The following is a 26,431-nucleotide window of genomic DNA, read 5'->3' as shown; positions in this document are numbered from 1 at the left end:
GAGAAAGACAAATGCACAACCAAGAAGCCTACATCGCTAAAGCCCAATCCATGATCTATGAAGGTGACATCAAACTCAGCGCTCAAGACCTACTATGGATCAGTGGAGCCCTTCGTGAAGATCGTCGCTCACGGCCTGAGATGTTCGATTACTACAGCGAAGTACTCCTTAAGATTCGTGCCATGAATGCTGAAATAGAGGAAGAGCTATGGAGCTGGCAAGTCAAGCAAGAGTTGGCAGAACAGAAAAGGGAGCTTGAAGAAAAGCTCCGTCAAACATCTTTAGAAATAGCTGAACTACGGTTTCAAGCCGCACAGAAGCGTCTGGCTGAAGCACTGAAGCAACAACTGAAGAAAGCACTGGAGCAACAACTGTGACTACCATTACAGCAGACGGCCTGACAACTGTAGTTCTCAAGCTAACAGACATTGAGCTGCGTGCCCTGCAAGATTCTATCGGATTTGGTGTGCAATACAGCCCCGGCATTGCCGGGGAGCTGGAAACCTTCATTCAGCTTGAGGCAAAGATCATCGATGCAATCGACTTCCCAGAAAAAGGAGAAGCGGCATGAGTATTCCACGTGAGAAAGACATGACAATCCATCTGATCCGCCTGAAATACGACGCTGAGTATGCCGGCCTACAGGCAGACCTAGACCAAGCTCAGAAAGTATTGGATCGTCGAGTAGCTGAGAAAGCCAAAGACACAGATGTACAAAAGGCCCTTTATCACAGCACAGAGCCTGGCGACATCACAGGAGCCGATCCCGAGATTTTGCAGGCTCTAGCGTCCACACTCGCTTCCATGGACCTAGTTAAGAATGGGGATCGAGTGCGGTACTTCCTACAGGCAATGCAGGATCAACTCTAATGGCCCTATCACCAGCAACAAGGGCGGAGAGTGTCAAATGAATTTCGCACAACAACAAGTGGTAGTCGTATGCCGTACACAGGATGACTTCCTCTCGGCAATTGAGACATGCAATGCGATGGGCTGGGGATGGGCTAATGGCTCCCCCGCTCGTTACTTCGCACCAATCACCAACAGTCGCCCTTACAGTCTGGTGATAGACAAGTTGATTGTCAGCTATGTCCTCTATGACGACGTACAAGGATTGATTGAAAAAGGCTACGTTTCTACAACAGCCGAAAATTTCCGCCAGTTTAGCAACGAGCTTGTAGCCCAAGGGTACAGAGCCCCTGAGCCTCAAACAGCATGGCACGCCTTCGATGTGCGAAGGGACAGAGATAACATTTATGACGATTGATGCCCTGGGATACCACACAGAATACTCAGATGTTTTGTACGCCATCCGTGACTTCCAATTCGATTGGCTCCCCAACCTTCCAGCCCAGCTAAAAAGTCGGACCGTCGCCCTCCTGAAGAAACATCCATTCCGCTCTGAAGTGTCCAAGACCATCGTCTTCCTTTCGAAAGCTCTAGAGAACAGTTCGGGACAAGACGCTTTCTACATCTGCCGGGACAACCCTGACATCTTGATTGAGAACGTCCTGTTCGCAGCTGACAGACGCCGCTCCACTTCCTTCAATGTTCTCAAGCGTGATGGCGTTGCAGTGGTAGCCATCGCACACGGGGCTATCCCTGACGATGTAACCACCTGCCCTCGCCTACCACATACGTTCCTAACGGAAGCTGTGGAGAACAGCGGTCTCACCATCCTGAGCAAACACACAAACACTCGTGAGGCTTTCGAAGCCTTGATCGATCTATTCACAGAGGAAGCACAATGACATTTGCTGACAAGCTACGCGACCTTCTCAAACAGCCACAAGGCGAAAAGAAGGTTGAAGAGTACATTCGTGAAGTATTGGCTGATCCCAATACACGCCACGAAGTTGCAGAGATTACCAACCTACAAACTTCGAACGAAGTTCCTAAGACGCTCTGATTGGGCGTCTCCCCTTTTCCCTACGGAGACCCCGATAGCATGAAAGCCGTACAGATTCGAAACTACAACGGTAAGATCATCCCGTTTGATTCGTATGACCCTCAAATTCTACAACGCCTTGAGCAAATCATCACAGCTGAAGGCGTCGGTTATGGATTCATCATCCAGCCAAACACAGATGCCGATGTTACACAGCTGCTTCGCAATTTCGAACGTAACGACTGCCCTGTTCATGCACTACGAATCTCCGTTGTAGCCGGGACAGTATTCATCATCACTATACCTGAGAGTCATCGGCGTCATCTTAGCTATCGACTACATGAAGTTATCGATTCCGAGATGATCACGGAATTCACTGATCTTGATTACATGTTCAAGATTGCTGCACCACTCACAGCAACGCGTCGTCTTGACAAGGGACGCCGTCCCAAGAGTCGGCTACTTCTGTCGGCAACGAAATGACACATACAGGAATTGACAGATAATGGCCGATAAACAAGTAGCCAATTTGATTGGTGGCGTAGAGTTTCGGGTAAACACCACTCCGCTAGAACAACTATTCGCACATCTCAAGAAGACAGAACTGAAGCTTCGCCAATTCGGCAGACTCGCTGAGAAGCCGATCAAGATTGCTATCCAGCTGGACACCAAAGCGCTCGATAAGCAGATGCGGGACCTTGAGGCCAAGATTCGTAAGTCGATTGGTATCACAGCCCCAGGGGCTCCAGCTCCACAGAACACCAAGACCCTTGATCGCGTTGTAGCCCAACAGCTACGTCTGGAGAAGCTGACGCAGCAGGCACGCCGTAGCACGTTCCAAGCTGAGCTGGCCCAGAGCAAGCTGAGCTTCGCAAACCAACGGGAAGATGTAGCCCTTAGCACGGCCAAGACACGCCAGCTACAGCAACAGGCTGTCCTACAGGCCAAGCTAGCCCTAGCCAGTCGCCAGGAGATCAACACACAGGCAGCGTCTGCCAAGTATCAAGCACAGCTGACAGCAGCCAAGACCATACAGGCACGCCTGGAGCAAATGCTTGTAGCAGCCCAACAGAAGGCCGCTCAAGCCGCCGCCAAGACATACCAACAACAGACCCTCCTCCAACGTGCTCAGCTGGCCCTGGACTCACAGAAACAGGCAGAGCGCCGCCGTGAGGTGAACCACGCCAACAAGATGCAGGATCGCCGTGAGCGGGCTGCCCGTGCTGAGTCTGGACAGGAACGCCAGCGGGAACGCTTCCGCTTCGCCCAAGAGCGTCATACGGTTTGGCAGGCTAAACAAGCAGAGCTTGCAGCTCGCAAGGCTGAAGGTGGTAACGGTGGATTCTCCATGCTCGGGGCCTTGGGTCGCTCAGGGTTGCCTATGGCTGGATTGGCTGCTGGTGGTTTGGTGGCTGGTATCCAACAGTTACTGTCCATGGCAGGCCAACGGATCGAGCAACGCCAACAAGGTGCTGACGATGCCCAGCAGTTCAAGAACGTGCTTGCTGCTGCTGCCAGCCAAGACCAAGGCAAAGAGGGGTACATCCAACAACGCTTTGTGGATTTCAGCCAGAAGTACGGCACTGAGATCAGCCTAGACACCGCCAAGGACTATCGTAACGGCCTCCTGAAGCAACGCGGCCAGGGTCGCAGCCTTGAGCAAGCGATGCAGCTGTACGAAACACAGGCGGCGGCTTTCCGTGGTGCCGGTATGACTCAGGACGAATCACGCCGCGCCAACCTCCAGCTCACTCAGGTGAGAACCAAGGGTTACGCCGACCGGGAAGACCTGAACACCTTCTCCGAAGCCGCGCCGATCCTTCGTGGATACATCGAGCGAGCTTGGGCAGAACGTAACAAGTTCACTGGTGATCCTGCAAAGCGGCAAGCTGCTGTCATCGATAGCACGACGAAAGGCAACCTGAAAGCTGCCGACTTCAACCGGGCTCTAGAGCTGTACTTCGCTGAAAACCAAAAGGTCATCGAGACACAAGCGAAGTCCATCCAGGCGAACGCTCAGCGTCTTCAGAATGATCAGTTCCTGCAAGCTGCGAGCATCAACGACAACGAGAAGCTTGTTCAGTCGGTCAACTCGAACATCGAAGCCCACCGCAACCTCACAGCAGCGATGGAGCCTCTGCGTACTCGGGTGATGGAGTTTGATACGGCCCTGACATCGGTAGCAGCCACCATGACTCAGCGTATCGCTGATGCCCTGGACCCCAAGAAATCTACCCCTGAGGGCATGGCAAATGCTCCTGATGCTGGTCTTGGTGGAAATGGTGGGATTGATCCTGCCGCATTCAACAAGCCAAAGGAAACAGGGGAAGTAGCGGTAGACCCCGTTGATCGATTCTGGCAACGCCTGTTCGGGATCGTGCCTCAGTCTGTGGAAGATCAACAGCTGGGCAAGAGTCCGATTGATCAGAACGCCTTGAGCTATCTGGCACCTACGAACTCTGGTGATTACAAGTTTGGCTTTGATCCGAAGAAGCTAAAGACGATGGTTGAGGGTATGAACGGGGCCAGCACCACAGCTGAGAAACAGCTCCAGAACATCACCAGCAGCACAAACAACACTGTCACTGTAGCAGGAAGCACATTCAACCTCGCCTTCCCTAATGTCGAGACATTTGACAAAAGTGTAGTTGAGCAAACTGTTCGGGACATCGGCGAAGCCCAGCGTAGACAGTATGAGGCAGACATTCTAGCTCGACTGACGACCGATAAAACTCCTCGCTAATCATCTGGCATAAATTGCCACCTTGTGGGGTTGTATAGCCTCCACTCTCATCACCTCACATAGACGCTCCTAGGGGCCTTACAGGCAATGTTTCGGCATAAGCCTACGGTCTGTCTCGCCCTTATTTAAGCCAAGATAAGGAACAACCATGCTTGCCATCATGAGCAAAAATAACGATCTGATCTGGATGGACGCAGTCCTTCAGTTTGATCAGCAATACCAATCAACAGTGACATCTCACGCTGTAGAAACTGGCGTGAACATCAGTGACCACGTTATTGAGACAAACGATAAATTCCGTGTACGCGGAGTTGTCACCAATGCTGACTTCAACCTTGATAGACCAAAAGTGCGGTTTGGCAGCCTATCAGATGAAGAGCTAGACGAAGAGATTCGCTACAAGGCCTTCTCCAACTTCAATCCAGTGTACGACAGCCCAACTATCACGATGGGGCCTCCTGCCCTAGCTGGTCTATTGCCAGCGAGCATCACTCAGTTCCTAGGCAGCAACACACCGACTGTAACTCTCACTCCGCGAGAGATGATCTTCCCTGCCACACAAGTGGCTACCACCCTGAAGACGATGCACAAGAGTCGTGACCTTGTGAAGATCATTGAGTATCGCCCAGACAATAGCTATGTAGTTCATGAGAACCTCATCATGACATCGCTCAGTGACAACATCGATCCAGATAGCGGAGACGCTATGTATCCTGACATGACATTCGAGCGTGTTCGGTATGCGGACGTTTCAACTACCAAGATTCCTCAAGAGCTGATGAAGAACAAGGTAGCGAAGAAGAAAGCTAAAGGGAAAGTGAGCACCAAGGATAGTGCGAAGACAGACGGCTTCATCACTGCCCAGCAACAAGAGAACGAGACACTAACTGCTAAAGAGAAAGCCCAGAGCGATGCTGAGGCAGCAGTGAAAAGAGGATCAGCACAGAAATGAGCATTATCACCCAACAGATTCCACTGGACACAGTGGCCCACTATGAACAATTGGTTGCGCTGGAAGGTAGCTTGTTCACGCTGACATTCACGTTCAGCGATCACTACGGCTCCTGGCACATGGACATTAAGACCTCAACAGGCGTGAAGGTTGTGGATGGTGTGCGGCTGGTGCCGATGTACCCAATGATCCTAGATTACGCCTTGGGCCATCTTGGTTTGTCTGGTGCGTTCTACCTGATGCCTATCACATCCGTCGATCTTCAAAGACTACCTGACACCACCACGAAGGTTGATCAGCTCGCCACCTACTACACGCTCCAATACATGTATGACGATGGAGCACCCACCTGATGGCTCAGCTGAAGAATCGTGAATACCGGCTAATCGTTGGAGATGTAACCACAGGCCAGGGCTTCGAAGTGACAGACCTCAACATGTCCTTCGATGTCAGCCGGACAGCAGACAACCGCCGTGGCGGCAATAGTGCCACCATCGAGATTTACAACCTCACGGAAGAGAAGCGCCGTCGCCTTGATCAGAACTTCCTGGCCTGCAAGCTTGAAGTTGGCTACCACGACACCGGGCTAAAGCTGCTGGTAGAGGGCGACATCACCGAGAGCGGCACACGTCGCCAGGGGCCAGACCTCGTCACTCAGCTGGTGCTGGGAGAAGGCTACGTCGCCTTGAACCACACTCGCATCAAGGCAACCACAGTTGGTCCAGGCCGCACAGTGGCTCAAGCGTTTGATGAAATCCTCAAGCAGATTCCAGGGATCGCCAAGGGGCCTTACGTTGGGACCGCCCTCAACAGCGTCCTGATTCGTGGATACACGCTCAAACCGGGGCCTGTACGGGATCAGCTGAACGCCTTGGCCCAGAGCTACGGTCTTGAGTACACCATTGCCAACAACGTCATCACCTTCACCGACCGGGGTAGAGCTACCAACGCTCAGGCTGAAGCTCTGGTGTTGAGCCCTGCTACCGGGTTGGTATCAACGCCATACCGCGTAGCTGCTGACAGTGGCAAAACCACCAAGGACAGTGCCCGCCAGTTCGGAATCATGGTTCGCATCCTGTGCGATGCCTCGGTGTACCCCGGTCAGCTCGTGAAGCTTGAATCGGAGATGTATGACGGCTGGTATCGGGTGCAAGAGGCCCGCTACTTCGGTGAGACGGATGGCAACAGCTGGTATGCCGACCTACTGCTACGTGATCCGCTGGCCGTCGATAACGTTCGTGCCACTAACAAGAAATCAGGGAACTAGGGCTAGAGCCCTCTTCCCCAAACATAAGGAATGGACCACAGATGGCCCTGATACAGAAGTTGGGCCAGTGGCTCAGCAACACCCTAGTTCCCCTCATCGCAGTCATTGCCCTCCTCGTCAGCCTCTGGACGTGCTTCAACGCATCCTCAGGATTCGACCAGATTGACCACAAGATTGATGGCATACACAGCGAACTCCAATCACTCCGCGATAGCCCATCCAGCAGCCTAGGCAACCTCTCAACACGCCTTGTACGCCTGGAAGGTTCCATAGACATGCTTCTGTCCGAAAGCTACCAACGCACACAGTTTGATCGACAGATAACCATGCTCGAACAAACCATAAAAGACCGCCAACAAATCCAATTCAACAACATGCACGGAGGTGAATGACAATGTTGGACATCCTAAGAACTGCAAGCCAACAAGCTGTTGATGCATTCGCTTCCAATCTACACACCTCAACCGTTGGTGTAGTGGAGCGTGTTGACCTTGAACGAATGAGGGTGGATGTTCGCCCTGTCATCAACAGAGCCTATGAGGATGGTGAACACGAGGAACACGCTGTTCTCTTGGACGTACCATTGATGATGCCAGGGTGTCAGCAGGCTCTGATTAGCCTTCCTGTTGCAGCTGGTGACAGCGTCACTCTGATCTTCGCTCAATCAGACATCGATACATGGAGTATCAGTGATACATCCCAGCCTGTTCCAGCTGCTACGCTACGTCAATTTGATAGTCAAGATGCCATCGCTATTCCTGGCATCTACACAGCTCCACGGAGCCTGAACAGGTCCTCCATTCGTAAGTATCCCCACAATCCTAAAGACCTCGTTGTCAGCATGAACACTGGCACAGGCCAAGAGTGTGAGGTTCGCCTTACTCAAACTGGCGAGGTGTTCATTAACACTGGAGCGAGGGTGACAGTGAATGCTCAGGATGTCGCAGTGAATGCTCAGACAGTAAATGTCACAGCACCACAGACCAACATCACTGGGAATGTGGCCATTACAGGCAACGTGCAAATCAGTGGCATCATGACCCTTGCAGGTATCAACATGAACACCCACAAACACATTGGTGTTCAGCCTGGAAGCGGCACAACTGGAATCCCCGTATGAAGTTCACCGCCGACTATCGAGAACTTAAATCTTTGATCAAGCGTATGGAAGCGCTGGACGGTACAAGAGTGGAAGCGGGATTCTTCGCTGAGGATCGGTATGGAGCAGAGAACGATTTCCTACAGGTTGCTCAGGTGGCCTATTGGAATGACCGGGGAATCGGAGTACCCCGCCGTGAATTCATGGCCCCATCCTTCCTGAATGCGGAGAACTACAACTGGTACGCGAACTTCATCTCTCAAGCTGTGCAAGCTGCTATCCATGGCAAGCCTGTACAGCCCATCCTCAAGCGCCTAGGTGAAGAGATGAAGGGTGTGATTCAGGTGAACATTGAAGACTATCCAGGCAGCAACAGCAGAGCTTGGGTTGCCATCAAGGGCTTCGATGATCCGCTGCTCTATACAGGCAAGATGCTCAGCAGCGTGAAATACAAGATACGGAAATGACAAAGCCCCGCTTATGCGGGGCTTCTCTATGCCTGCAACATCTCCGATTTTCAATGTCTGTGTGAGTTAATCGTTATGTATTATAACAATAGGCTTTACAATGTAACATAGGCATTCCTCAGGATTGTTCGTGGGCATTCAACCCTGTGCCAGATGGTGAAGAAATGAAGCTGCTGACATGGTTGGAAGCCAGATGTAGCACGTCAGTGGCCCACTTATCCACAGGCTGGCCTGTGAGGGGGAATTCCTACCAGAAACACCGCTACCCCCGGAGAGAGCACTGTTCTACGCGATTCTGCTCGACTGACGCTATGCAGGTGGTGTTTTGTTAAGCTTGCTCACTCTGCGATCATTTTTTGCAAATGCAATCCAGATACACCAGCTCGAATGTATGTGAGCATGTGATTTCTGTTCTCAAATCGTCAGATGGCCCCTTGTAGCACGTCTGTAGCCTTCTCTGCTGTCGCAGAGGTTAGCTGTCCCTTCGACGCAAGGCGTCAGCAAGCTACCTAATACTGCTGAGCCGAATGAGTTGCCCTGATGCTGGAGATTGTCTGTAGAGGGGGATGTCTTGAACGTACTCAAGCGACCAACAACCAACGGGGTCGCTACACTTCAAGCTTCTCTCTGATGGGCCACCTGTGGTTGGTAGGCCCTTGGTCAGCTCACTGCTGATGATGTAGAGGCATTGCCTCTAGGGGACACAGACGAGTCGTAGACGACTCAGATGTATAGATTTCTACCCCTCGCTTCGCTCGGGAACTTAAGCTCTAGGGTAACACACGCCTCGCTAATTGTCAAGGCAGTTGGCACGGTGCTTGCTTAAATCTACATACCCATTTGTTTCACAATCGTACAAATGAAGTGGCTCCCGATTTATCATTTAGTGGACGACCATCTAATTCATGATAAGATGCCCCTCAGAGGAACAAACGTCGCTCATCACAGGCAAGGGGACATCAATGCGAGTTGTAGCCTACTACCGGGTATCCACCGAAGCTCAAGGTAAGTCCGGCCTCGGCCTGGAGTCCCAGCAGGAGTACATTCGTATTGCGGCTGAACAGGCTAGCTGGGAAGTGATCGCCTCCTTTGAGGATCACCTCTCAGGCACGCTCCCGCCCATGGATCGTGAGGGCTTACGCAAGGCCCTGGAGCTATGCAAAACGGAGGGTGCCACCCTTGTAGTAGCCAAGCTGGATCGCCTGTCCAGGGACGTAGCTGACATCGCCCTGCTGATGAAGCTTGTAGACTTCAAAGTCGCCACCATGCCCTACGCTGACAAGTTTCAGCTCCACATCTATGCGGCCTTGGCTGAGCAGGAGCGAGACTTCATCTCCACCCGTACCAAGGTGTCTCTAGCAGCTCTCCAGAAGCGAGCTGACGAAGGGAATGCAGAGGCACTGGCCAAGGTAGATCGTCGCAACAGCGCCCTCCTGAAGGGCCATAAGACAGGGTTGCCAGCAAGCCTGAAGGCAAGGAAGGACAAGGCTGACCAATACGCCCGATCCATTGAGGATTCCATCCTGGCGTGCAAGGCACGTGGATTGAATACGCTGCAAGGTGTGGCTGATTGTTTGAACTCGAAAGGGCTGACTACTCCTCGTGGTGCATCGTTTACGGCTATGACTGTCAGTCGTCTGGTGACGAAGCTGAACATTGCTCTTTAATCGCCCCTCGGATGTGTCCACATGCGAGCGAAGCGAGGGACGTGAAGCATTGCTTCAGCTTCTGAATCATTTCAAAGGGTGCTGTCGGGTCCTGAAATTTCTAGCGTTTTCATCTGGTCAGTGTGTGGGTTGTTAAGAGCCTACGAGAGAGGTCGGAGATTTCCATTTTATACCGTCTACAAGCTCGTCAGAGAGGCGCTTGCTAAACGCTGTAGGTAGATACGGGTTTCCAGATTACACAGCATCTGAGAGCCTGCGAACGCAGTGAGTGCCCTACAGAGGCGCTTGCTTAATAGTTCTGGACAGGAGACGTTATTTTAAAATCAATCAGAGTCAGAGGTTCTAAAATCATACGCTGCTTGATGATGTAGGTAAGCCGCCTGCTTGGCAGCTGGAGTATCGAAGTGTTTTCCAGAATCCTACAGCTCAAGTTATCGCTGGAATGCTGGTGCTAAGTGTTCTGGATAAAGCTCGGTGCTTGACAGTCAAGACAGAGCGCTTGCTGGGCAACACAGATAGAATTCATATTCGAGAAATCCTACAGCTCCAGACGAATCAGACCGGGCAGTGTTAAACAGCCTGTGTAGAGGTCCCAAATTTTTGCGGGGCATTTGTTTGTGTTTGAAAAAGTGCTTCCCAAAATTTTAGGCGGGATTGTTATCAAGTTGAACGATGTCCAGCTCACCTTCTCGCCTGTCAGCAATGAACATAGAGCGAGGCCATCCCTACCGATTGACGCTTGTTAAACTCCTTAGTCAAAGAAGTTATCAAAGTATCCGCTCTACTTGTCAGCATTTGGATAGTCGGAAACTCATCTCTTTGCCCAAGCACATAGGCGTTATTACAAGCATCTGAGAAGTGAATCAATACAAGGGCAAACTGAAAGCTCTGCTTATGAATTTCCTGATGGATCAAGTCGGCTTCTTCTGTGAGCTTGACGCCCCAGAAGCTCAGCTCCCTTTTTCTCATTGCCATACGCTTAAGGGCTGCCTCCATCGCACCTGCGGCTTGATTGAGACCAATCACCAACGCCCCGCACTCCTTCGCGCTTGGTACAACTGTCCCTGGAGTCGCCATAACCCTCATCAACGGCGATAAGGCGGCAATCATGGTCTCGTGCAGCTCAACCACAGAGTTGACGTATGCCTTCGCTACTTCATAACCGTCATCCCTGATTTTCGACTTCTTCCATGTGAAGAACGCCGACACTGCGACGATCAATGCGAAAAAGGTAAACATGGCCGTCATCACGTCTGCCCACCCCGAAGGAGCCGCCATTCCAGGCATGAACATAGCGGCAATGAACGCACCAGCTAATGCGGAAAGAATTGCAACAAGACCAAATTTCCAGAAACTGCCTATCCACTTCAACATCTTCACAGCATCACTCCTCAGCCTTCAGGCGATTGTAGTTTCTTCTCAGATTTCTATCTATCAGCCTGACGATGATAGATTGAGCATACTCAGGCGAAACATTCGGACCGAAAGCTGAATAACTGTGATTACAGTCAACGCAGTACATCGCTATACTTCTTCCTAAGCCGAATTTTTTTGCTTCAAGGGCGCAGTCGCACTTTTTACAGTATGGAACTAGGCGTTCAATCTGCCCGTTACTATCATAGCCCCAACGCCATACCGCTCCTTCAAATTCATCTTCCCGGTAGCTCAGCCATGCGGGCGGCATTGGCAGTCTTCGCCTAATCATGAACGAACGAATCAGACCCAACGCAATCAAGACAATTATGAGAAATGGCAGAATGACAAAACCCATAGCTACTTGGACAGGTGCAGATAGCCAACTCCAGGCGAGCTTGATGTATTCCCACATAGGCATGAGATAGACAAACAGCACACTCCCTATTGCCGTGAGGACAACACCTGCAATGTTGTCGGCAATCTTCGCGCCCATCCACTTCACCAATCTCATGAGCCACTTCCGCAATACGGCCTGTCGATGAGCCAATGATAAGGGGTATTTTCGGGGGTTATCCACATGGTAAGAATTGGGGTTTTTCATCGGCAAAGAAAAAGCCCGCCGAAGCGGGCTTGGTTGACCATTTGGGAGCTATACGGCCTCCCCTGCTTGCTCAAAGTCATCGACGTGGCGCCTCCATTCTTCATGGGACAGCAGGCCGAGGTCCAAGAGACATCCCAGCGTCCCCATACCGCTATCTAGGGCAGATGACATAGCGTGGTCCGTCCGGGCATCAATGATCCGCTGGCGAGCTGCCTGGATGATGTCCGCCACGGGTGCTGCTCTCCGTGCATGCTCGAAGCAGGGGAACGCCTCGTTGCGGCTAGTAGAGTCCTAGCTTCATCAGCAGCCGTCTCACTTGTGTGGCGTGCCAAACGCTCGATCCCGTTGAGGTTGGCACTCGCATGTTGGTTAGCGACTGAGCCACATTCTTGAGGGTAGCGCCCTCCTCGGCCCAGAGCTTCCTGAGAGTGTCCTCAAGGTTCTTCGCCGTCGCACTGAAGTTCTCAGCAGCCTTCGCAGATGCCTTCACAGCATTGTTCCGGCTCACTGCATTGCTCAACAGCTTCTGCTGCTGTTGCTCAAACTGTATGAGCGTTATGGCGTCGTCCAGCGGCTTGCCTTCCATCCCTGGCAAGCTGGCTACGAACAACGGCGTCTCACCGATGATCTTCCTCAATTCCTTGGTGACATACAGCGGAGATGCCACCCAAACGCAAGAAGCCGGAAGCGAGGCTTCCAGCTCCTTGAGGGAATCAACTACTGTCATCACACCCTGCCCATCCCCTGCCATGTGCCGAATCCAAATCAGCTGCGATGGAACGGGGATTCTCTTGTCGTTGGGGATCAAATAGGCGATCGCCTTGACCAGACTGAAGGGTGATGACGCTGTGGGCTTATTGCCCTTCGGCATGTGCTCTACCCTGTTCGCCAATGAATCGGAAGAATGCTGCTCTCACCGCTTCGTCATACTGCTGTTGGGCAGCTTCCAAAGCTTCCTTGAGGCTAGACAGGGTTTCGTCAGCCTTGGCGAAGTCGTTGTATGCCGCTTCTATCTCAGCAGCGTCCGTACCTTGCATGTCGGCCATAGCGCCGATCATTGTTTGCTGTTGGAGGCTGAGACCACTCTTGGCCTTGTGTTGAACAGTAGCGCCTTGTTTCTTGCCGCCCTCTTCCTTCCCTTTAGTCTTACTCAGCCAACCCTTACCGTGGTCATCTGCATCCTGACGCAGGTTGATAAGCCACTCAGTGCCGGTATCGTAGTTGCTTGGGAAGGTGATGCCTTTTTCCTTCAGCTCGGCCACGAACTTGACGCGACTTTGAGCGCTGGAATCTTGCAGAGCCTCAAGCAAAGCTTCCTTGTGGTCTTGGTAGTTCAATTGTTTTGCCATGTTGGAGCCTCCCTTCGTGAATGTGAGGCCAACCTACAAGGACCCTCACACAATGTCAACTCAATCGTGTGTAAATTCTCAGCGCTGGAACAGAGAGTCCAGGGAGCCCCCGCTACGCAGGGTAGCTAGGACAGCCTCCATACTCACCGCTACGCCATCAATCGAGATGGCAACATCCTTCGGACCGATACGCTTCTTAGGCACCTTCACAATCACATGATGGGGGCTGAAGTGTTTATTCTCGTCTCTGTGGATGACGCCACCCTTGGGCACGTTGGCAAGATGCCATTCCCGATAGGTCGAATACCTAACCCACTCAGGGCAGATTGTTCCTTTGGCTGGCTGATGCTTGAAACAAACCTCCAACATCTTCACCCACATTCGGTAGATGGGATCGGCCTTGCCGTTGCGTGTTGATCCGCCTGGAACATCCATGATGCCCACGCCACACACTAAATTCTCACTCATTTGTCATTCCTCAAATCGTAGGCTGGCATTTGCCAATTTCCGGGCTTCAATACCCCGTATTTGCTGGGCTGTAGAGGGTGAAAAATGTACTCCCTAGGGGGTAGCCCCACCAGTACACTTTTCGCCACCTGCAACCCGCATTCTTCCGTTACAGCCCGAATCTCTCAACGTAGGCTTTCGCTACAACTTCGCCTGTCAGAAACTCATCAGCAATCTCTTGCCAAGTGGCGTAGGGATTGGCTACGAAGTATTCGCTGATTTGCTGGAGCCGTGGGTCCTCAACCTTTTCGTATTGGATGGCTCGTGGCCGTGGATTCTTTGGCGTGGCCACCCCTGATTTCGTGCTGACAATCTGGTCATGGATACCCGGACTAATCGCCATGATGTTTCCCACATCAATCTCACTACCGTGGGAATCTCTCAATCGCTGATGGCGATCAAGAATGCCGTCTGTGACGATGACGAATCTGTATTGGTCTGTGTCTTTGGGTTTGTAGCTTGATGCCACAATACCTGTGACAAGGTTGCTACCTCGGTGTACTACGAAAAAATTCATCTTTGGTCTTTCTCTTTGCATGTGTGGTTCCTCCTTCGTTTGGGTTAGTAATCTGGGTTCCAATCTTCAAAGAAATCTGCGTATTCGACTTCTTCTTCTTGGTATTCGTCGTCTTCATCCACAAGAGGTACAACACGGCGAGACTCCTTCGCTTCGGCTGTGTCGTCTTCAATCAAGTCATCAAGTGTTCCTGAATTGCGTGCCAGGGCTCGCTGTAGGGCTCTACGCTCTTTGGAAGACATACCCTCCTCCATCTCATCCCATAGATCGGCGTACAAGGCCCAGAGCTGGGCTTGACGAACTTCAGGGGCAAGAGGCTTAGGCTTGGGTCCAGGCTTCCTTCTATGCTTCACAGCGGGCGCTGTAGGAGCTTCGATGACAGTGTCATTTGCTGCTGGTTGAATCGGCACAGTTTCAACAGCTACCTTCTCAACAGTTGCCGTGGATAGGTCGGCCCATGAGATGGCATGTCGAAGCTTGTTGTAACTGACGATCAAAGGTTGTTGCATGGCTGGAACTGTTTGTGTATCGTTTGCAGACTGAGAGAGTAGTGCCCTCTCAAGTCTGCGTGCTTCTTTCCGTCTTGCTGCTTTGCCCATGATGGCAATGTCTCCTCTTAGAAAATGAAGTTTTCGTTGTGGCTTTCAGCGTCAACGAGCAGGGCGTAGAACTCGTCTTCTTCCTGCTGCTTGATGGCCCAATCTGTAGGACGCTTGCCACGGGCACGTTCCTGGCGCTCATCAGCACGTTGTTTAAACAGGTCGCGGATGGCTTGGGCGGTGGTTTCGTTGTGTTCGTAACGCTCATCGATTGACATGTCATCCACGAACTCTTCTGGCGTGTAGTCGTAGTCGGTATCAACGGCTTCGTAATTGATCAACGACTCATCGTCGTCAAGGTCGTCCAAGGAAAGTTCTGTCTCTTCGGCTACCACTTCCGTAACCACTTCAGTAGCTACAGGCCATTCAATGACAGCCAGGACTACAGCTTCAGCCAAAGGGGCTTTAGGCATTGGGGCTTCAACGATCATTTCTTCCTCCTCAGGTTCGTTGTCGGCTTGCTCACCAAACAACTCAGCATCGATGTCTGCCAAGTCGGCCAGGAACTCATCGGTGTGCTCAGTGACGGTTTCTACTGTTTCAACAGCTGGGGCAACTTGCTGTAGGGCATGGGCGGCTGTTGCAGCACGCTCGCAAAAGGCTTCAACACTCTCAGGGCGGTAGCCTTGGACGGCCATACCCTTTAGAGCTTGCTGTACGCTGTAGACAGACGCCTCTGGATAAACTTCGCGGAATTCGGCTACAGCCAGCTCAACGGCTTCGTGTACGCCTTGGGCGAGAGTCAGCATCAGTTGCAGGGAGTGTTCCGGGGCTTCACGAGAGATGAAGTCTTCGAAGAACAGAGCGGTTTTACCCTCACGAGCGGCAAGCTCTTTAACACGACGCCTGATGCCTTTCTTCTCTTCAAAGGTGCAATCAACAACATAACTGCCTGTATCTTCGTCGCGAACAACTCCGTACACAGCTTTGATGATGTCGTTGAATTCGCTCGTGTTGCAGCCTTCCGGGCTGCTGGCTTTCGCCAGAGCTTGAGTTACCGCGATGTCGCGCTTTGATGTTGCAACAGACTTTGTTGCACGGGTGTTGCGTGGTGTTGCATTTGTTGCAGTGGTGTTGCGGCTAACCCAGCTGTAATGCTTGCCGATTTGCTCGGCTACTTCCCGAACAGAGAAGCCTTCGTTACGCAGTTGTTGGGCTTGAGCTTGGATGTCGATGTGTTGCATTTGGATAGTTCCTTGTATTACGGGTCATTGGTGTTCTCCTCCTTCGTGCTCTTGCACGGTTATGATGTGTGTGGTGTTGCTAACAGATGATGCTCCTGCCTCCTCAAGCAGTGCGGGCTTTATCCCGCTTGAGCGTCATGTGCTGTGCGTAGACATCAAGCAATGCTTGTGTCCGCTCAAGTCCGGGGTGACGAGTACGCCGCCAGTGATCGAACTTGTTACGGCAACTCTTGGAGCAAAAGCCCCCGTCGCTGCGTAGGATTACAAAGTCAGTGTTACAGTGTGGACATACGCGGGTGTGCATTTTGTCTCCTATGAAATTCAGCCGTAGTTTCGTGAATCCAAAAGAAAAGCACTACACAGAACCCTTGCAGGTCAGGCGTAGTGCCGAATCCAATGAATCGCATACAAGCTTTCTCAAGCTCATAAGGGTACTTTACACCACAAAAGCTGATTTGTCTACCCCCTGTGAGTGTTATTTTTGAAAGTCCGACGAACGGTCATTTGCTACCATTAACGCCGCTTCAGGGAGTTTCGCTTATTGTGGCGGAAGGTAGGAAAGGAACAGAGCTACCCTCTCAGGATCGTCTGCAACACTTGCAACACTTGCAACACTTGCAACACTTGCAACACTTGCAACACTTGCAACACTTGCAACACTTGCAACACTTGCAACACTTGCAACACCTGTGCTGCAACACGTGGTCTGTTGCAAAGCTTGTTGCAATGCAACACCTTCGTTCTAGGGGGGTTTGCTGTTGCAGAGCTGTTTCTGTTGCATCCCGGCATCCTTGCAACACCTTCGTTCCCCTAAGTAATGGTAACTGTTGCAGAGCAACGTAATCACTACGTGTAGCCACGCTACACAGGGACAACCCGGCAAGCCGGAGGCGGGAATACCCAAAAGAAGAACAGCAGATTTTGATTGGCGACCCTTCGTGGTTCGCTTGTGGGTAAGCACAAGATTGCTCAGCTGAAGAAGTAACCAATTCCTCTGCGTCGCAGAGGTCTTATCATCTTTAGGTTGTCATCACAAAGCGACCACAAGTCGCCCATCACAGATGGTCTCTGTTGAGGTACTTAATTCCAATGCTGTCGCATTAGAAGGGGAAAGCATCATACACACCTCCAATAATCTTGTCAAGCAGTTCTTTCTGTTATGGTAGTGGCTCAGTGAACGTAGGTGGGTGGTCCCAATTTCATTCCTTATTATTGCGACCGAAATTGAACCTATCGATAAAGACAGGCTGATAGAGCCTGGCTATGGTAATTTGTCACTCATGGCCTACCCTGCCGATGACGTAACTCGGCCCTGAGTCCATGGACATCTGCCCCGGCCTGCTAAGGCCAATCCTCATGAACGGTCGTTATTGCGATACTACTGGAACCTTCCAACCACCGAAGGTCTGATACTGTATCGCCACCACCATGCACGGAAGCATGTCATGCCCTTTCGCAATCCCGAGCTATTCACCCTGAGTCAAATGCCCTTGGCCGAGCTGGAACGCGAGCTTGATCGCCGTAAGCGTACTATGGAGTCAAACCGACGCTGGCTTAGAAGGCAGCTGGATCGCTTAGCTCGACAGCAAGACGATGTTGCAGCGCTGGAAGCTATGATTCAGCTTCGGAAGGGAACAGTTCACTGATCGTACCGAGGGATAGCCAAGAGCCGTGTTCCAACTCCTCACGCATTCGATAGATTGCAGCGTCCAAGAGAATGGGCGTGGTAGCTTCGTAATCCCAGAGCTGCCACCTTAAACGGGCTCTGTAGTCTCCGTCGGCGTATAGGCGAATCTGAAGACTACCCGAGACGATTCGGTCTACTACTATCCGGTAGTCTGGAAAGGCTGTCGTAGCAGCGTGCGAAGCGTTTCTAATGGCTTCATCTATAGGCACTCCTGCCCTACTCCTGCTCATGGGGCTTGATCGTCCAGGCTCGCCCCTTTTATCTGCTCAAGCTCCTTTCGAAGCCGCTCTGTCTCAACAGACTGGTTGAAGTACGCTGTCCGCCATACGTTCGCGAGGTTACGGAAAGCGTCCCGCTCAGACTCCAACGATGCAATCAAAATCTCAACGAGATGATTGGGCTGTTCAGACATGCCGCCCCCTACCCGACATTCTATCTTGAGCTTTGGAGCCGTGATAGCTCTTGGAAGTGCCCTTTGGTTTCATCTCTGGACGATTGGAAGAGACTGCTCATGGCAAACCCGAGACCCCAGGCCTAAAGACCTTGGCGCCAATGCCGACATACAGTAATCTAAAAGGTTGCCATCGCCAGGAGAAGGACCGTGTACAAAGATGACCCCATCATTGGGACGTCCCAAAGGATAGAAAGTCTCCTAAGACAGCTTGGCGGTCAAGGAAATGGAATGCAGCAGCTTGCGATTAGTCTCGACAGCAAGTTGGACCAAACCCTGCGAGAGTTGATCAAAAGCCTGAACCATCGCCGGAACATCGCCGTTCACGATGAAAACGGAAGTATTGATCCTATTGTATTCAAATCTGATGCCTTAGTGATCATTGCCAAACTTGAAGCAATGTTGAATCAGACTTCAGCGAAGCTCAATCCGGGGAAGCCTTCCAATGCGCCAGGCGTAGCCGGGTTAGTGATCGGAGTAGGAATTGAAGCGGCGTTGGCTTTAAGATCGTACTTACGTGGCTTCAAGTAACCGACAGCATCCAAACGAGGTTTATCACATGCCCGAATGGATCACCGCCGCTGTGAGTTGGTACGAAGCAAACAAAACGTTAGCAGGATTTTTTGCGGGTGTGATTCCGACTGGTGTCGGCTGGATCATCTCATTCTGCCGCCATCGCCAGCAGCTGAAGGACAAGGCTCACGCCCTGCATCTGGAGACGCTTCAGCTTGCTGCTGATGCGGTGAAGACAAGTACGACGGTACTCAATCGAGCGGAGGCAGCTCAACGAGAGCTAAAGCCAAAGGCAGGCCCCCTTCCCCTCTCCGGTATCGACGACCTCAAGCACGGCATAGAAAAAATCATGCAACCTAATCTTGAGGACATGAAACGACTGTATGACACGGTGTCGGCTTCTGAAGGCCTGAGTCTGAAGGAGATCAAAGCCTTCCATCTGAGAGTGCTGCGGCAGAAACAGCTCTTGGACGTGGTACTGGAAGGCGTAGACGGCAAGATTGCCCCAATTGCCGAGATGCCAGCCTTTCCTCAGTTCATGACCCGTGAAGGGGGCCGGCCCGACCCTTATTCGCGCTGACACCTCTCAGCGGCCACTCCTCGTCCAGGCATCGCTGCTACGGTGGCTCTTCAAGTGGTCACATCGAGTGGTCACATCGGAAAGCAAAAAGCCCCCTAAACCATTGATTTAGAGGGCTTTTCTATAGATGGCGGAGAGATAGGGATTTGAACCCTAGGAGCCATTGCTGACTCAACGGATTTCGAATCCGTCCCGTTCGACCACTCCGGCATCTCTCCAACGCGGCGCATGATACCAGCCATGGGGGCAAAAGCGAACAAGCAATTGCAAAAAAAGCTCTGGTATCAGCGGCTTGCGTTTAGAGTGGGACGCCCAGGCGCTGGGCGACCTCTTCGTAGGCCTCGATCACGCCGCCCAGACCCTGGCGGAAGCGATCCTTGTCCATCTTCTTGCGGGTTTCCTTGTCCCAGAGACGGCTGCCGTCCGGGCTGAATTCGTCGCCCAGCACGACCTTGCCGTGGAACAGGCCGAATTCGAGCTTGAAGTCCACCAGCAGCAGGCCGGCGTCGTCGAACAGCTGCTTGAGGATGTCGTTGATGCGGAAGGTCAGCGCCTTCATCTCGGCCAGTTGGTCGAGGGTGGCCCAGCCGAAGGCCTGGACATGGCTTTCGTTGACCATGGGGTCGTGCAGCGCATCGTTCTTCAGGAAGAGTTCGAAGGTCGGCGGCGTCAGCTCCAGGCCCTCTTCCACGCCCAGACGGCGCACCAGGCTGCCAGCAGCGAAGTTGCGCACCACGCACTCCACCGGAATCATCTCGAGCTTCTTGACCAAGCACTCGTTGTCGCCCAGCAGTTGTTCGAACTGGGTGGGGATACCGGCGGCTTCCAGCTTCTGCATGACGAAGGCGTTGAACTTGTTGTTCACCATGCCCTTGCGCTCGAGTTGCTCGATGCGCTCGCCATCGAAGGCAGAGGTATCGTTGCGGAACAACAGGACCAGGCGATCGGGATCGTCGGTGGTGAATACCGACTTGGCCTTGCCACGGTAGAGTTCTGCGCGTTTTTCCATCTTGGACTCCGGTTCGAATGGCTTGCAGGCTGTGGACGAACGCAGGTGAGACGAGCGGTTCGGGACGAGTACAGCCGGGAAGCGCAGTTTACATAGGATCGTGGGTATTTTGGCCGTGCAGCAGCGCCTGGCCGCGAAAGAAAACCGGGTCAGCGCCTCAGGCGATGGCCTGCCACTCCAGTCCCTGCTGCTGATCGGCGATCTGCAGCCAGTCCGCGTCGCAGCCGAGCACGTTGGTAAAGCAGGCGCGGGCAAGCCAGGGGTTGTTGTTCTTTTCGCTCAGGTGGGCGAGCACCAGATGCTGCAGGCCCGGACAGGCCAGCTCCATCACCAGCTCGGCCGATTGCCGGTTGTTGAGGTGGCCACGCACCCCGCCGACCCGTGCCTTGAGGTGATAGGGATAGGGGCCCGCGGCGAGCATGTTGCTGTCGTGGTTGGCTTCGATCACCAGGGCATCAAGGTCCCGGTAATGCGCCAGCACCCCGGGGGTGGCCTCGCCGAGATCGGTGAGCACGCCCAGACGCTTGCGGCCATCGTCGAAGACGAACTGGGTCGGCTCGAGGGCGTCATGGGACACTTGCACCACGGTCACTTCCAGCGCGTCCAGCACCAGCCGTTCGCCGTCCACCAGCAGGCCCTGGGCGGCCACCGGCTTGCGCAGGCCACGACCGGTACCGGCGCTGTAATAGACCGGCACCCCGTGCTTGCGCGCCAGGAGCTCGACGCCCTGCACGTGATCGGAGTGTTCGTGGGTGACCAGGACGGCGTCCAGCTGGGCAGGTACCACGCCCAGCCGGGCCAGACGACGTTCGGCTTCACGCAGGGAGAAGCCGCAGTCGATCAGCACATAGCTGTTATGGCTGTGCACCAGGGTCGAGTTGCCCCGACTGCCGCTGCCCAGGATTGCGAAGCGCATACTGCATGCTCGTCTGAAGCTTTTTCAGCACGCCTTCGGCGATGTCCTGGGGTGCTGCGGTGTTGATGGTCTTGTCCAGGGTGACCTGGACGGTGTTGCCCACCGAGGTGAGGCGCACCTGGAAGCGCCGTGCGCGGGCGTCTTCCTCTTCCTTGGTCTCGCCCTTGCCGAACATGCGGCCGAAGAAGCCCGGCTTGCGCTCTTCGGGCTTCTGCGCGCCTTCGGCGATGTTCACGTAGTAGACGCCCAGGCTGCGATCCATGTCGTCGACGCGGATGTCGGCGCCTTCGATGGCGCGACCCACGCTGGACCAGGCGCGATTCAAATCGCTTTCCAGCACCAGCATGGGCACGCCGCTGCCGTCGACCTCGTAGGTCACGCGCTCGGGGGTGTCGTAGCCACCGGCGGCCAGCAGCGAGACCGAGCCACTGCCCTGCTCGCTACGGTCCAGGCCGGCCAGCACCTGATTCAGCAGGGCGTCATCGAGCGCCGAGCTGTTCTGGCTGCTGGACCAGGACGGCTCGCTGGAGCTGCCCTGGCTGCGGGTCTGGGTCTGGAGGAAGATCTCGCTGCTGCCCGATTGCACGCCCGGCTCGATGCGCAGGCGGGTGCGCAGCTCGGTGCCCGGCTGCAGGCGGCCATTGGTGCTCAGGCTGCGGGCCAGGGGCGTCGACAGCTCGGTCGGCGACTGCCAGGCGGTGATGATCTCACCGGTCTGCGGACGCTCTTCGGCGATGCGGAAGCCATTGTCGGTCAGGTACTGACGGGCCACCGGCCAGACGTTGGCCGGGACCTTCTGGGCGGCCAGCCAGCGGGCGTTGCCGCTGCGCTGCACGCTGAACTGCTCGTTGCCACTGCCCTGGACGGCCAGCGCCTGGGGTTTCGGCACTTCGAAGCCATAGGAGCGATTCTGGGTGTCGGCCACGTTGGCCGGGATCGGCAGCAGCGGATCCATAGGTTTGGCCTGGACATCGGTCGGCACCTGCATGGGGCCGGTTTCGCGGGATTCGAGATAGTCATTTCCGCGATCGCGGAAATAACCGTGCTCGCCCCACACCCAGCTGCAGCCACTGGCGGTGGCCACGGCCAGCCCCAGGGTGGTCAAACCCAGAACACGTTTCATCGACTGTTTCCTGATCACGCCAGCACTCCCGCCTGACGCAGGGCCTGACGTACCACTTCATGGCAGCGCGAGCTCAGCCAGGTCAGCGGCAGGCGGATACCGGCGTCGATCATGCCCATTTCGTGGAGGGCCCACTTCACCGGGATCGGATTCGATTCGATGAACAGATTCTTGTGCAGCGGCATCAGCTTTTCGTTGAGCGCGCGTGCGGTGTCGGCGTCGCCCCGCATGGCGGCGGCGCAGAGTTCGCTCATCGCCCTGGGCGCCACGTTGGCAGTCACCGAGATGTTGCCCTTGCCGCCCAGCAGCATGAGCTCCGCAGCGGTGGCGTCATCGCCCGAGTAGACCAGGAAGTCCTTGCTGACACGGGAGAGGATGTCGCGTGCGCGGGCCAGGTCGCCGGTGGCTTCCTTGATACCGATGATGTTCGGCACCTTGGCCAGGCGCTCGACGGTCTCGGCCAGCATGTCGCAGGCGGTACGGCCCGGCACGTTGTAGAGGATCTGCGGGATGGCGACGGTTTCGGCGATCATGCGGAAGTGCTGATATAGCCCTTCCTGGGTCGGCTTGTTGTAGTAGGGCACGACCAGCAGACAGGCATCGGCGCCCGCGTCCTTGGCGGCGCGGGTCAGGTCGATGGCCTCACGGGTGGAATTGCCACCGGTGCCGGCAATGACCGGGATGCGGCCCTTGACCTGCTCGACCACATGACGGATCACGGCCACGTGCTCGTCGACGTCGACCGTGGCGGATTCACCCGAGGTGCCCACCGCGACGATGGCGTCGGTGCCTTCGGCGAGATGGAAGTCCACCAGCTTGGTCAGGTTGTCCCAGTCGATACGCCCCTGGGCGTCCATAGGGGTGACCAGCGCCACCATGCTCCCCGCAATCATGCAACCGCTCCTGCCGGAAAAAGAGAGCGGTAATGGTACTGACGCCTCTGCGCCAGCACAAGCAACGTGCCCCCAACGGGCATTCCCCCCGCGGGCGCTTTTCGCTACCCTTTCGCCTTTGCCAGTCTGTATCTCCCCCTGCCAGGAACCCTAATGTCCGCTACCCCCCCGATTCGCGAACAATTTCTCGTCATCAGTGCGCTGGGCGCCAATCCCATGGAACTGACCAACGTGCTCTACCGCAGCTGCATGGACAACCGGTGCGCGGTGGTCAGCAGCCGGCTGAGCCGCCACGGGGAATACAGCGCGTTGATCCTGCAGGTCTCGGGCAACTGGGACGGTCTGGCGCGCCTCGAAGGGGGCCTCGCCGGCCTTGGCAAGCGTCACGGCTTCACCGTCGGCGTCACCCGCAGCGCCGCCCTGGAGAATCGCCCCCAGGCCCTGCCGTACGTCGTCTATGTCAGCGCCGCCTATCGTCCGGACATCCTCAACGAACTCTGCCAGTTCTTCGCTGACCACAAGATCGAGGTGGAGAACCTGGTCTGCGATTCCTACCAGGCGCCCCAGACCGGCGGCACCATGCTCAACGCCACCATCACCGTGACCCTGCCGGCTGGCACCCAGATCAGTTGGCTGCGCGACCAGTTCCTGGATTTCGCCGACGCCCTCAATCTCGATGCCCTGATCGAGCCCTGGCGCCCGCAGAGCAACTGACAGGACCCGCAAGGAGCTGCCCATGAGCGTGACCCTCGACCAACCGCTTCCGGATTTCCAGGCCCAGGCCACCAGCGGCCTCGAGGTCTCGCCCGCCAGCCTGCGCGGTCGCCAGGCGGTGCTGTACTTCTATCCCAAGGACAACACCCCCGGCTGCACCACCCAGGGCCAGGGCTTTCGTGATCTGCACGAGCAGTTCCAGGCGGCCGACACCCTGATCCTGGGCGTCAGCCGTGACAGCCTGCGCACCCACGAAAATTTCCGCACCAAGCAGGGCTTTCCCTTCGAGCTGATCAGCGACAAGGACGAGACCCTCTGCCAGCTGTTCGACGTGATGCGGCAAAAGAAGCTCTATGGCAAGGATTACATCGGCGTGGATCGCAGCACCTTCCTCATCGACCGGGAAGGTGTGGTGCGCCAGATCTGGCGCGGCGTGAAGGTGCCCGGGCACGTCGCCGAGGTGCTGGCCGCCGCCCAGGCGCTGAACGGAGCCTGATCAGGCCTTGCGCAGCCAGTAGCGGAAGGTCTCCCCTGCCACCTCTTCACCCACCAGAGCGTGTCCCGACAGCTTGGCGAAGGTGCGGAAGTCGCGTTGCGAGCCGGCATCGGTGGCCGTAACGGCGAGGACCTCGCCGGTTGCCAGACGGTTGAGTTCCAGCTTGGCTTTGAGCAACGGCATGGGACAGCTCAGGCCGGTGGCGTCCAGCTGGGCGGTCACCGCGCCGGTGTAGGGTTGGCTCAGGTCGGCCATGGGATTCTCCATTGTGGGGTACGCCAGTGTCAGGGTCGCTAGGCACCTAGACGGCGGGCCGCTAAAGTAGCCCTTTTGCGGCCACGAGTCATGCCATGAAAGTCCTGCGCCCTGCCCTGCTGTCCCTGGCGCTGCTCGCCGCGCCCTTCCTGGCGCAGGGGGCGAACGATCTGCCGTCGCTGGGCGATGCCAGCTCTTCGATCGTCTCGCCCGAGCAGGAGTTTCAGATGGGCCGCGCCTGGCTGAGCATGTTGCGCGGCCAGGTCCCGGCCATCAACGATCCGCAGCTCAAGCAATTCGTCGAACAGACCGTCTACAAGCTGGCCGAGACCAGCGACCTGCAGGACCACCGCATGGTCTTCATCCTGATCAAGGATCCGGAGATCAACGCCTTCGCCGCGCCCGGCGGGGTGATCGGGGTCAATGGCGGGCTGTTCCTGAAGTCGGAGACCGAAGCCGAGTACGCGGCGGTCATGGCCCATGAGCTGGGTCACCTCATCCAGCGCCACTTCGCCCGCGGGGTGGAAAACCAGCAGCGCATGCAGTTGCCGCTGATGGCCGCGCTGCTCGCCGGTATCGTAGCTGCGGCCGCGGGCGGTGGCGATGCAGGAATCGCCGCCATTGCCTCGACCCAGGCGGCGGCCATCCAGAGCCAGTTGCGCTTTTCCCGGCTCAATGAGCAGGAGGCCGACCGGGTCGGCATCGTCAATCTGGAGCGCGCCGGCTACGATCCGCGCGCGATGCCAGAGATGTTCGGCCGTCTCGCCCGCCAGTATCGCTATGACCGCACCCCGCCGGAATTCCTGCTGACCCACCCGGTCACCGACAGCCGGATCGCCGATACCCAGGCGCGTGCCGAGCGTTTTCCCAAGGGCGGCGTCGAGGACAGCAAGCGCTTCCAACTCATGAAGGTGCGTGCTCAGATGTATTTCGAGGAAACCGCCGGCCTGCTGGTGAAGCGCTATAGAGCCCAGCTGCAGGAAAACCCGGACAACGACGCTGTACGCTACGGCCTGGCCATGGGACTGACCAAGCAGGGTCAGCTCAACGAAGCGCGCGACACCCTGGCGCCGCTGCTGCGCAAGGCGCCGGACGATATCAGCTACAACCTTGCCCAGGTCGATCTGGACATCACCGCCAATCGCCTGCCCGACGCCCAGAAACGGGTGCAGCGGCTGCTGGAGCTCTATCCGGACGATCTGGCCGTGAGTCTGGCCCAGGTGGACATGCTCGGCCGCACCAAGCAGGCCAAGGCCGCCAGCCAACTGCTCGACAAGCTGCTCAAGCAGCGGCCGATCGATCCGGATCTGTGGAACCAGGCGGCGGACGTCCGCGGCCAGGCCGGTGATCTGGTCGGGGTGCACCAGGCGCGGGCCGAATACTTCGCCCTGACCGGCGACTACAACCAGGCCATCCAGCAACTGGGCTTCGCCAAGCAACGCGCGGCCAGCAACTATCAGCTGGCCGCGCGGATCGACGCCCGTCAGCAGGAGATGATCGCCCAGCGCAAGCTGAGCGAAGAGATCCTGCGCTAGCGT

33 protein-coding genes and 1 tRNA gene are annotated in these 26,431 nt (G+C 55.2%); 20 read left to right on the top strand and 14 right to left on the bottom strand.

Going from position 1 to position 26,431, the window contains the following annotated elements:
* Nucleotides 1–11: 11 nt before the first annotated feature.
* From FEZ61_RS01965 to FEZ61_RS01895, 15 genes are all read left to right on the top strand, one after another.
* On the top strand, nucleotides 12–377 hold the full coding sequence (locus FEZ61_RS01965; protein ID WP_173146923.1) for a hypothetical protein: 366 nt from the start codon (nucleotides 12–14) through the stop codon (nucleotides 375–377).
* Nucleotides 374–571: a hypothetical protein gene (locus FEZ61_RS01960; protein ID WP_173146921.1), complete on the top strand. Its 198-nt coding sequence runs from the start codon at nucleotides 374–376 to the stop codon at nucleotides 569–571. The genes FEZ61_RS01965 and FEZ61_RS01960 overlap by 4 nt, the downstream gene beginning before the upstream one ends.
* Entirely contained in the window at nucleotides 568–870 is a 303-nt protein-coding gene (locus FEZ61_RS01955) for a hypothetical protein (protein WP_173146919.1), read from the top strand. The genes FEZ61_RS01960 and FEZ61_RS01955 overlap by 4 nt, the downstream gene beginning before the upstream one ends.
* A 37-nt stretch (nucleotides 871–907) precedes the next feature.
* A complete protein-coding gene (locus FEZ61_RS01950) occupies nucleotides 908–1,267 on the top strand; it encodes a hypothetical protein (RefSeq protein ID WP_173146918.1) in 360 nt (119 codons plus the stop codon).
* A complete protein-coding gene (locus tag FEZ61_RS01945) occupies nucleotides 1,257–1,751 on the top strand; it encodes a hypothetical protein (RefSeq protein ID WP_173146916.1) in 495 nt (164 codons plus the stop codon). The genes FEZ61_RS01950 and FEZ61_RS01945 overlap by 11 nt, the downstream gene beginning before the upstream one ends.
* On the top strand, nucleotides 1,748–1,909 hold the full coding sequence (locus tag FEZ61_RS01940) for a hypothetical protein (RefSeq protein ID WP_173146914.1): 162 nt from the start codon (nucleotides 1,748–1,750) through the stop codon (nucleotides 1,907–1,909). The genes FEZ61_RS01945 and FEZ61_RS01940 overlap by 4 nt, the downstream gene beginning before the upstream one ends.
* A gap of 39 nt (nucleotides 1,910–1,948) precedes the next feature.
* Nucleotides 1,949–2,371 carry a hypothetical protein gene (locus FEZ61_RS01935; protein ID WP_173146912.1) on the top strand — a complete coding sequence of 141 codons (423 nt, stop codon included), beginning with the start codon at nucleotides 1,949–1,951 and terminating at the stop codon, nucleotides 2,369–2,371.
* A gap of 22 nt (nucleotides 2,372–2,393) precedes the next feature.
* Nucleotides 2,394–4,631, top strand: a complete 2,238-nt coding sequence (locus FEZ61_RS01930; RefSeq protein WP_173146910.1) for a tape measure protein — start codon at nucleotides 2,394–2,396, stop codon at nucleotides 4,629–4,631.
* 148 nt (nucleotides 4,632–4,779) lie between these two features.
* Nucleotides 4,780–5,583 (top strand): phage baseplate protein, encoded by an 804-nt coding sequence (locus tag FEZ61_RS01925; protein ID WP_173146908.1) that lies wholly within the window; start codon nucleotides 4,780–4,782, stop codon nucleotides 5,581–5,583.
* A complete protein-coding gene (locus tag FEZ61_RS01920; protein ID WP_173146906.1) occupies nucleotides 5,580–5,936 on the top strand; it encodes a hypothetical protein in 357 nt (118 codons plus the stop codon). The genes FEZ61_RS01925 and FEZ61_RS01920 overlap by 4 nt, the downstream gene beginning before the upstream one ends.
* Entirely contained in the window at nucleotides 5,936–6,850 is a 915-nt protein-coding gene (locus tag FEZ61_RS01915; RefSeq protein ID WP_173146904.1) for a hypothetical protein, read from the top strand. The genes FEZ61_RS01920 and FEZ61_RS01915 overlap by 1 nt, the downstream gene beginning before the upstream one ends.
* Nucleotides 6,851–6,891: 41 nt before the next feature.
* Nucleotides 6,892–7,242: a hypothetical protein gene (locus FEZ61_RS01910; RefSeq protein ID WP_173146902.1), complete on the top strand. Its 351-nt coding sequence runs from the start codon at nucleotides 6,892–6,894 to the stop codon at nucleotides 7,240–7,242.
* Nucleotides 7,243–7,244: 2 nt separating this feature from the next.
* Nucleotides 7,245–7,970: a Gp138 family membrane-puncturing spike protein gene (locus FEZ61_RS01905; protein WP_173146900.1), complete on the top strand. Its 726-nt coding sequence runs from the start codon at nucleotides 7,245–7,247 to the stop codon at nucleotides 7,968–7,970.
* Entirely contained in the window at nucleotides 7,967–8,416 is a 450-nt protein-coding gene (locus tag FEZ61_RS01900; protein WP_173146898.1) for a hypothetical protein, read from the top strand. Before FEZ61_RS01905 ends, FEZ61_RS01900 begins: the two co-directional genes overlap by 4 nt.
* 962 nt (nucleotides 8,417–9,378) lie before the next feature.
* A complete protein-coding gene (locus tag FEZ61_RS01895) occupies nucleotides 9,379–10,083 on the top strand; it encodes a recombinase family protein (protein WP_173146896.1) in 705 nt (234 codons plus the stop codon).
* 696 nt (nucleotides 10,084–10,779) lie between these two features.
* Here the strand turns inward: FEZ61_RS01895 and FEZ61_RS01890 are convergent.
* The 8 genes from FEZ61_RS01890 to FEZ61_RS01855 all read right to left on the bottom strand — a co-directional run bounded on the left by FEZ61_RS01890 (nucleotide 10,780) and on the right by FEZ61_RS01855 (nucleotide 16,256).
* Nucleotides 10,780–11,463, bottom strand: a complete 684-nt coding sequence (locus FEZ61_RS01890) for a hypothetical protein (RefSeq protein WP_173146894.1) — start codon at nucleotides 11,461–11,463, stop codon at nucleotides 10,780–10,782.
* Nucleotides 11,464–11,467: 4 nt separating this feature from the next.
* Entirely contained in the window at nucleotides 11,468–12,010 is a 543-nt protein-coding gene (locus tag FEZ61_RS01885) for a hypothetical protein (protein WP_173146893.1), read from the bottom strand.
* A 370-nt stretch (nucleotides 12,011–12,380) separates the two neighbouring features.
* Complete coding sequence (locus FEZ61_RS01880) at nucleotides 12,381–12,971, bottom strand: hypothetical protein (RefSeq protein ID WP_173146891.1); 591 nt, start codon at nucleotides 12,969–12,971, stop codon at nucleotides 12,381–12,383.
* A complete protein-coding gene (locus FEZ61_RS01875; RefSeq protein ID WP_173146889.1) occupies nucleotides 12,955–13,449 on the bottom strand; it encodes a hypothetical protein in 495 nt (164 codons plus the stop codon). The genes FEZ61_RS01880 and FEZ61_RS01875 overlap by 17 nt, the downstream gene beginning before the upstream one ends.
* A gap of 78 nt (nucleotides 13,450–13,527) precedes the next feature.
* Nucleotides 13,528–13,917 carry a hypothetical protein gene (locus FEZ61_RS01870; protein ID WP_173146887.1) on the bottom strand — a complete coding sequence of 130 codons (390 nt, stop codon included), beginning with the start codon at nucleotides 13,915–13,917 and terminating at the stop codon, nucleotides 13,528–13,530.
* A 148-nt stretch (nucleotides 13,918–14,065) separates the two neighbouring features.
* Nucleotides 14,066–14,494, bottom strand: a complete 429-nt coding sequence (locus FEZ61_RS01865; protein WP_173146885.1) for a hypothetical protein — start codon at nucleotides 14,492–14,494, stop codon at nucleotides 14,066–14,068.
* Nucleotides 14,495–14,517: 23 nt separating this feature from the next.
* Nucleotides 14,518–15,072 (bottom strand): hypothetical protein, encoded by a 555-nt coding sequence (locus tag FEZ61_RS01860; protein WP_173146883.1) that lies wholly within the window; start codon nucleotides 15,070–15,072, stop codon nucleotides 14,518–14,520.
* A 17-nt stretch (nucleotides 15,073–15,089) separates the two neighbouring features.
* Complete coding sequence (locus FEZ61_RS01855) at nucleotides 15,090–16,256, bottom strand: helix-turn-helix domain-containing protein (protein WP_173146881.1); 1,167 nt, start codon at nucleotides 16,254–16,256, stop codon at nucleotides 15,090–15,092.
* A gap of 2,288 nt (nucleotides 16,257–18,544) precedes the next feature.
* On the opposite strand from FEZ61_RS01855, the gene FEZ61_RS01850 reads away from it, so the two are divergent.
* Nucleotides 18,545–18,925, top strand: a complete 381-nt coding sequence (locus FEZ61_RS01850; RefSeq protein WP_173146879.1) for a hypothetical protein — start codon at nucleotides 18,545–18,547, stop codon at nucleotides 18,923–18,925.
* Nucleotides 18,926–18,953: 28 nt separating this feature from the next.
* Nucleotides 18,954–19,487: a hypothetical protein gene (locus tag FEZ61_RS01845; protein WP_173146877.1), complete on the top strand. Its 534-nt coding sequence runs from the start codon at nucleotides 18,954–18,956 to the stop codon at nucleotides 19,485–19,487.
* Nucleotides 19,488–19,615: 128 nt separating this feature from the next.
* Here the strand turns inward: FEZ61_RS01845 and FEZ61_RS01840 are convergent.
* The 5 genes from FEZ61_RS01840 to dapA all read right to left on the bottom strand — a co-directional run bounded on the left by FEZ61_RS01840 (nucleotide 19,616) and on the right by dapA (nucleotide 23,428).
* A tRNA-Ser gene (locus FEZ61_RS01840) sits at nucleotides 19,616–19,705 on the bottom strand.
* A gap of 80 nt (nucleotides 19,706–19,785) precedes the next feature.
* A complete protein-coding gene (gene purC / locus FEZ61_RS01835) occupies nucleotides 19,786–20,496 on the bottom strand; it encodes a phosphoribosylaminoimidazolesuccinocarboxamide synthase (RefSeq protein ID WP_007162774.1) in 711 nt (236 codons plus the stop codon).
* Between the two features lie 157 nt (nucleotides 20,497–20,653).
* A complete protein-coding gene (locus FEZ61_RS01830; RefSeq protein ID WP_068384812.1) occupies nucleotides 20,654–21,412 on the bottom strand; it encodes an MBL fold metallo-hydrolase in 759 nt (252 codons plus the stop codon).
* Nucleotides 21,351–22,535, bottom strand: a complete 1,185-nt coding sequence (bamC, locus tag FEZ61_RS01825; RefSeq protein ID WP_017640331.1) for an outer membrane protein assembly factor BamC — start codon at nucleotides 22,533–22,535, stop codon at nucleotides 21,351–21,353. Before bamC ends, FEZ61_RS01830 begins: the two co-directional genes overlap by 62 nt.
* A gap of 14 nt (nucleotides 22,536–22,549) precedes the next feature.
* Nucleotides 22,550–23,428: a 4-hydroxy-tetrahydrodipicolinate synthase gene (gene dapA / locus FEZ61_RS01820; protein WP_017640330.1), complete on the bottom strand. Its 879-nt coding sequence runs from the start codon at nucleotides 23,426–23,428 to the stop codon at nucleotides 22,550–22,552.
* Between the two features lie 153 nt (nucleotides 23,429–23,581).
* Between dapA and FEZ61_RS01815 the strand changes: the two genes are divergently transcribed.
* Together FEZ61_RS01815 and FEZ61_RS01810 are read left to right on the top strand one after the other, a co-directional pair.
* On the top strand, nucleotides 23,582–24,142 hold the full coding sequence (locus tag FEZ61_RS01815; protein ID WP_007162770.1) for a glycine cleavage system protein R: 561 nt from the start codon (nucleotides 23,582–23,584) through the stop codon (nucleotides 24,140–24,142).
* 22 nt (nucleotides 24,143–24,164) lie between these two features.
* A complete protein-coding gene (locus FEZ61_RS01810; RefSeq protein WP_017640329.1) occupies nucleotides 24,165–24,638 on the top strand; it encodes a peroxiredoxin in 474 nt (157 codons plus the stop codon).
* Here the strand turns inward: FEZ61_RS01810 and FEZ61_RS01805 are convergent, their stop codons facing one another.
* Nucleotides 24,639–24,893: a sulfurtransferase TusA family protein gene (locus FEZ61_RS01805; RefSeq protein WP_017640328.1), complete on the bottom strand. Its 255-nt coding sequence runs from the start codon at nucleotides 24,891–24,893 to the stop codon at nucleotides 24,639–24,641. It abuts the gene before it with no gap.
* A gap of 95 nt (nucleotides 24,894–24,988) precedes the next feature.
* On the opposite strand from FEZ61_RS01805, the gene FEZ61_RS01800 reads away from it, so the two are divergent.
* Nucleotides 24,989–26,428, top strand: a complete 1,440-nt coding sequence (locus FEZ61_RS01800) for a M48 family metalloprotease (RefSeq protein WP_017640327.1) — start codon at nucleotides 24,989–24,991, stop codon at nucleotides 26,426–26,428.
* The last annotated feature ends 3 nt before the right edge of the window (nucleotides 26,429–26,431 follow it).

Source organism: Pseudomonas sp. MS15a(2019) (assembly GCF_013277805.1).
Taxonomy (GTDB): domain Bacteria; phylum Pseudomonadota; class Gammaproteobacteria; order Pseudomonadales; family Pseudomonadaceae; genus Chryseomonas; species Chryseomonas benzopyrenica.
This window is presented reverse-complemented; position numbering and strand designations above follow the sequence as displayed.

Bases quoted from the DNA above. Each gene is read 5' to 3' on its own strand.
- FEZ61_RS01965 (WP_173146923.1), top strand. From the start codon at position 12: ATGCACAACCAAGAAGCCTACATCGCTAAAGCCCAATCCATGATCTAT.
- FEZ61_RS01955 (WP_173146919.1), top strand. From the start codon at position 568: ATGAGTATTCCACGTGAGAAAGACATGACAATCCATCTGATCCGCCTG.
- FEZ61_RS01950 (WP_173146918.1), top strand. From the start codon at position 908: ATGAATTTCGCACAACAACAAGTGGTAGTCGTATGCCGTACACAGGAT.
- FEZ61_RS01945 (WP_173146916.1), top strand. From the start codon at position 1,257: ATGACGATTGATGCCCTGGGATACCACACAGAATACTCAGATGTTTTG.
- FEZ61_RS01940 (WP_173146914.1), top strand. From the start codon at position 1,748: ATGACATTTGCTGACAAGCTACGCGACCTTCTCAAACAGCCACAAGGC.
- FEZ61_RS01935 (WP_173146912.1), top strand. From the start codon at position 1,949: ATGAAAGCCGTACAGATTCGAAACTACAACGGTAAGATCATCCCGTTT.
- FEZ61_RS01930 (WP_173146910.1), top strand. From the start codon at position 2,394: ATGGCCGATAAACAAGTAGCCAATTTGATTGGTGGCGTAGAGTTTCGG.
- FEZ61_RS01925 (WP_173146908.1), top strand. From the start codon at position 4,780: ATGCTTGCCATCATGAGCAAAAATAACGATCTGATCTGGATGGACGCA.
- FEZ61_RS01920 (WP_173146906.1), top strand. From the start codon at position 5,580: ATGAGCATTATCACCCAACAGATTCCACTGGACACAGTGGCCCACTAT.
- FEZ61_RS01915 (WP_173146904.1), top strand. From the start codon at position 5,936: ATGGCTCAGCTGAAGAATCGTGAATACCGGCTAATCGTTGGAGATGTA.
- FEZ61_RS01910 (WP_173146902.1), top strand. From the start codon at position 6,892: ATGGCCCTGATACAGAAGTTGGGCCAGTGGCTCAGCAACACCCTAGTT.
- FEZ61_RS01905 (WP_173146900.1), top strand. From the start codon at position 7,245: ATGTTGGACATCCTAAGAACTGCAAGCCAACAAGCTGTTGATGCATTC.
- FEZ61_RS01900 (WP_173146898.1), top strand. From the start codon at position 7,967: ATGAAGTTCACCGCCGACTATCGAGAACTTAAATCTTTGATCAAGCGT.
- FEZ61_RS01895 (WP_173146896.1), top strand. From the start codon at position 9,379: ATGCGAGTTGTAGCCTACTACCGGGTATCCACCGAAGCTCAAGGTAAG.
- FEZ61_RS01885 (WP_173146893.1), bottom strand. From the start codon at position 12,010: ATGAGATTGGTGAAGTGGATGGGCGCGAAGATTGCCGACAACATTGCA.
- FEZ61_RS01880 (WP_173146891.1), bottom strand. From the start codon at position 12,971: ATGCCGAAGGGCAATAAGCCCACAGCGTCATCACCCTTCAGTCTGGTC.
- FEZ61_RS01875 (WP_173146889.1), bottom strand. From the start codon at position 13,449: ATGGCAAAACAATTGAACTACCAAGACCACAAGGAAGCTTTGCTTGAG.
- FEZ61_RS01870 (WP_173146887.1), bottom strand. From the start codon at position 13,917: ATGAGTGAGAATTTAGTGTGTGGCGTGGGCATCATGGATGTTCCAGGC.
- FEZ61_RS01865 (WP_173146885.1), bottom strand. From the start codon at position 14,494: ATGCAAAGAGAAAGACCAAAGATGAATTTTTTCGTAGTACACCGAGGT.
- FEZ61_RS01860 (WP_173146883.1), bottom strand. From the start codon at position 15,072: ATGGGCAAAGCAGCAAGACGGAAAGAAGCACGCAGACTTGAGAGGGCA.
- FEZ61_RS01855 (WP_173146881.1), bottom strand. From the start codon at position 16,256: ATGCAACACATCGACATCCAAGCTCAAGCCCAACAACTGCGTAACGAA.
- FEZ61_RS01845 (WP_173146877.1), top strand. From the start codon at position 18,954: ATGCCCGAATGGATCACCGCCGCTGTGAGTTGGTACGAAGCAAACAAA.
- purC (WP_007162774.1), bottom strand. From the start codon at position 20,496: ATGGAAAAACGCGCAGAACTCTACCGTGGCAAGGCCAAGTCGGTATTC.
- FEZ61_RS01830 (WP_068384812.1), bottom strand. From the start codon at position 21,412: ATGCGCTTCGCAATCCTGGGCAGCGGCAGTCGGGGCAACTCGACCCTG.
- bamC (WP_017640331.1), bottom strand. From the start codon at position 22,535: ATGAAACGTGTTCTGGGTTTGACCACCCTGGGGCTGGCCGTGGCCACC.
- dapA (WP_017640330.1), bottom strand. From the start codon at position 23,428: ATGATTGCGGGGAGCATGGTGGCGCTGGTCACCCCTATGGACGCCCAG.
- FEZ61_RS01815 (WP_007162770.1), top strand. From the start codon at position 23,582: ATGTCCGCTACCCCCCCGATTCGCGAACAATTTCTCGTCATCAGTGCG.
- FEZ61_RS01810 (WP_017640329.1), top strand. From the start codon at position 24,165: ATGAGCGTGACCCTCGACCAACCGCTTCCGGATTTCCAGGCCCAGGCC.
- FEZ61_RS01805 (WP_017640328.1), bottom strand. From the start codon at position 24,893: ATGGCCGACCTGAGCCAACCCTACACCGGCGCGGTGACCGCCCAGCTG.
- FEZ61_RS01800 (WP_017640327.1), top strand. From the start codon at position 24,989: ATGAAAGTCCTGCGCCCTGCCCTGCTGTCCCTGGCGCTGCTCGCCGCG.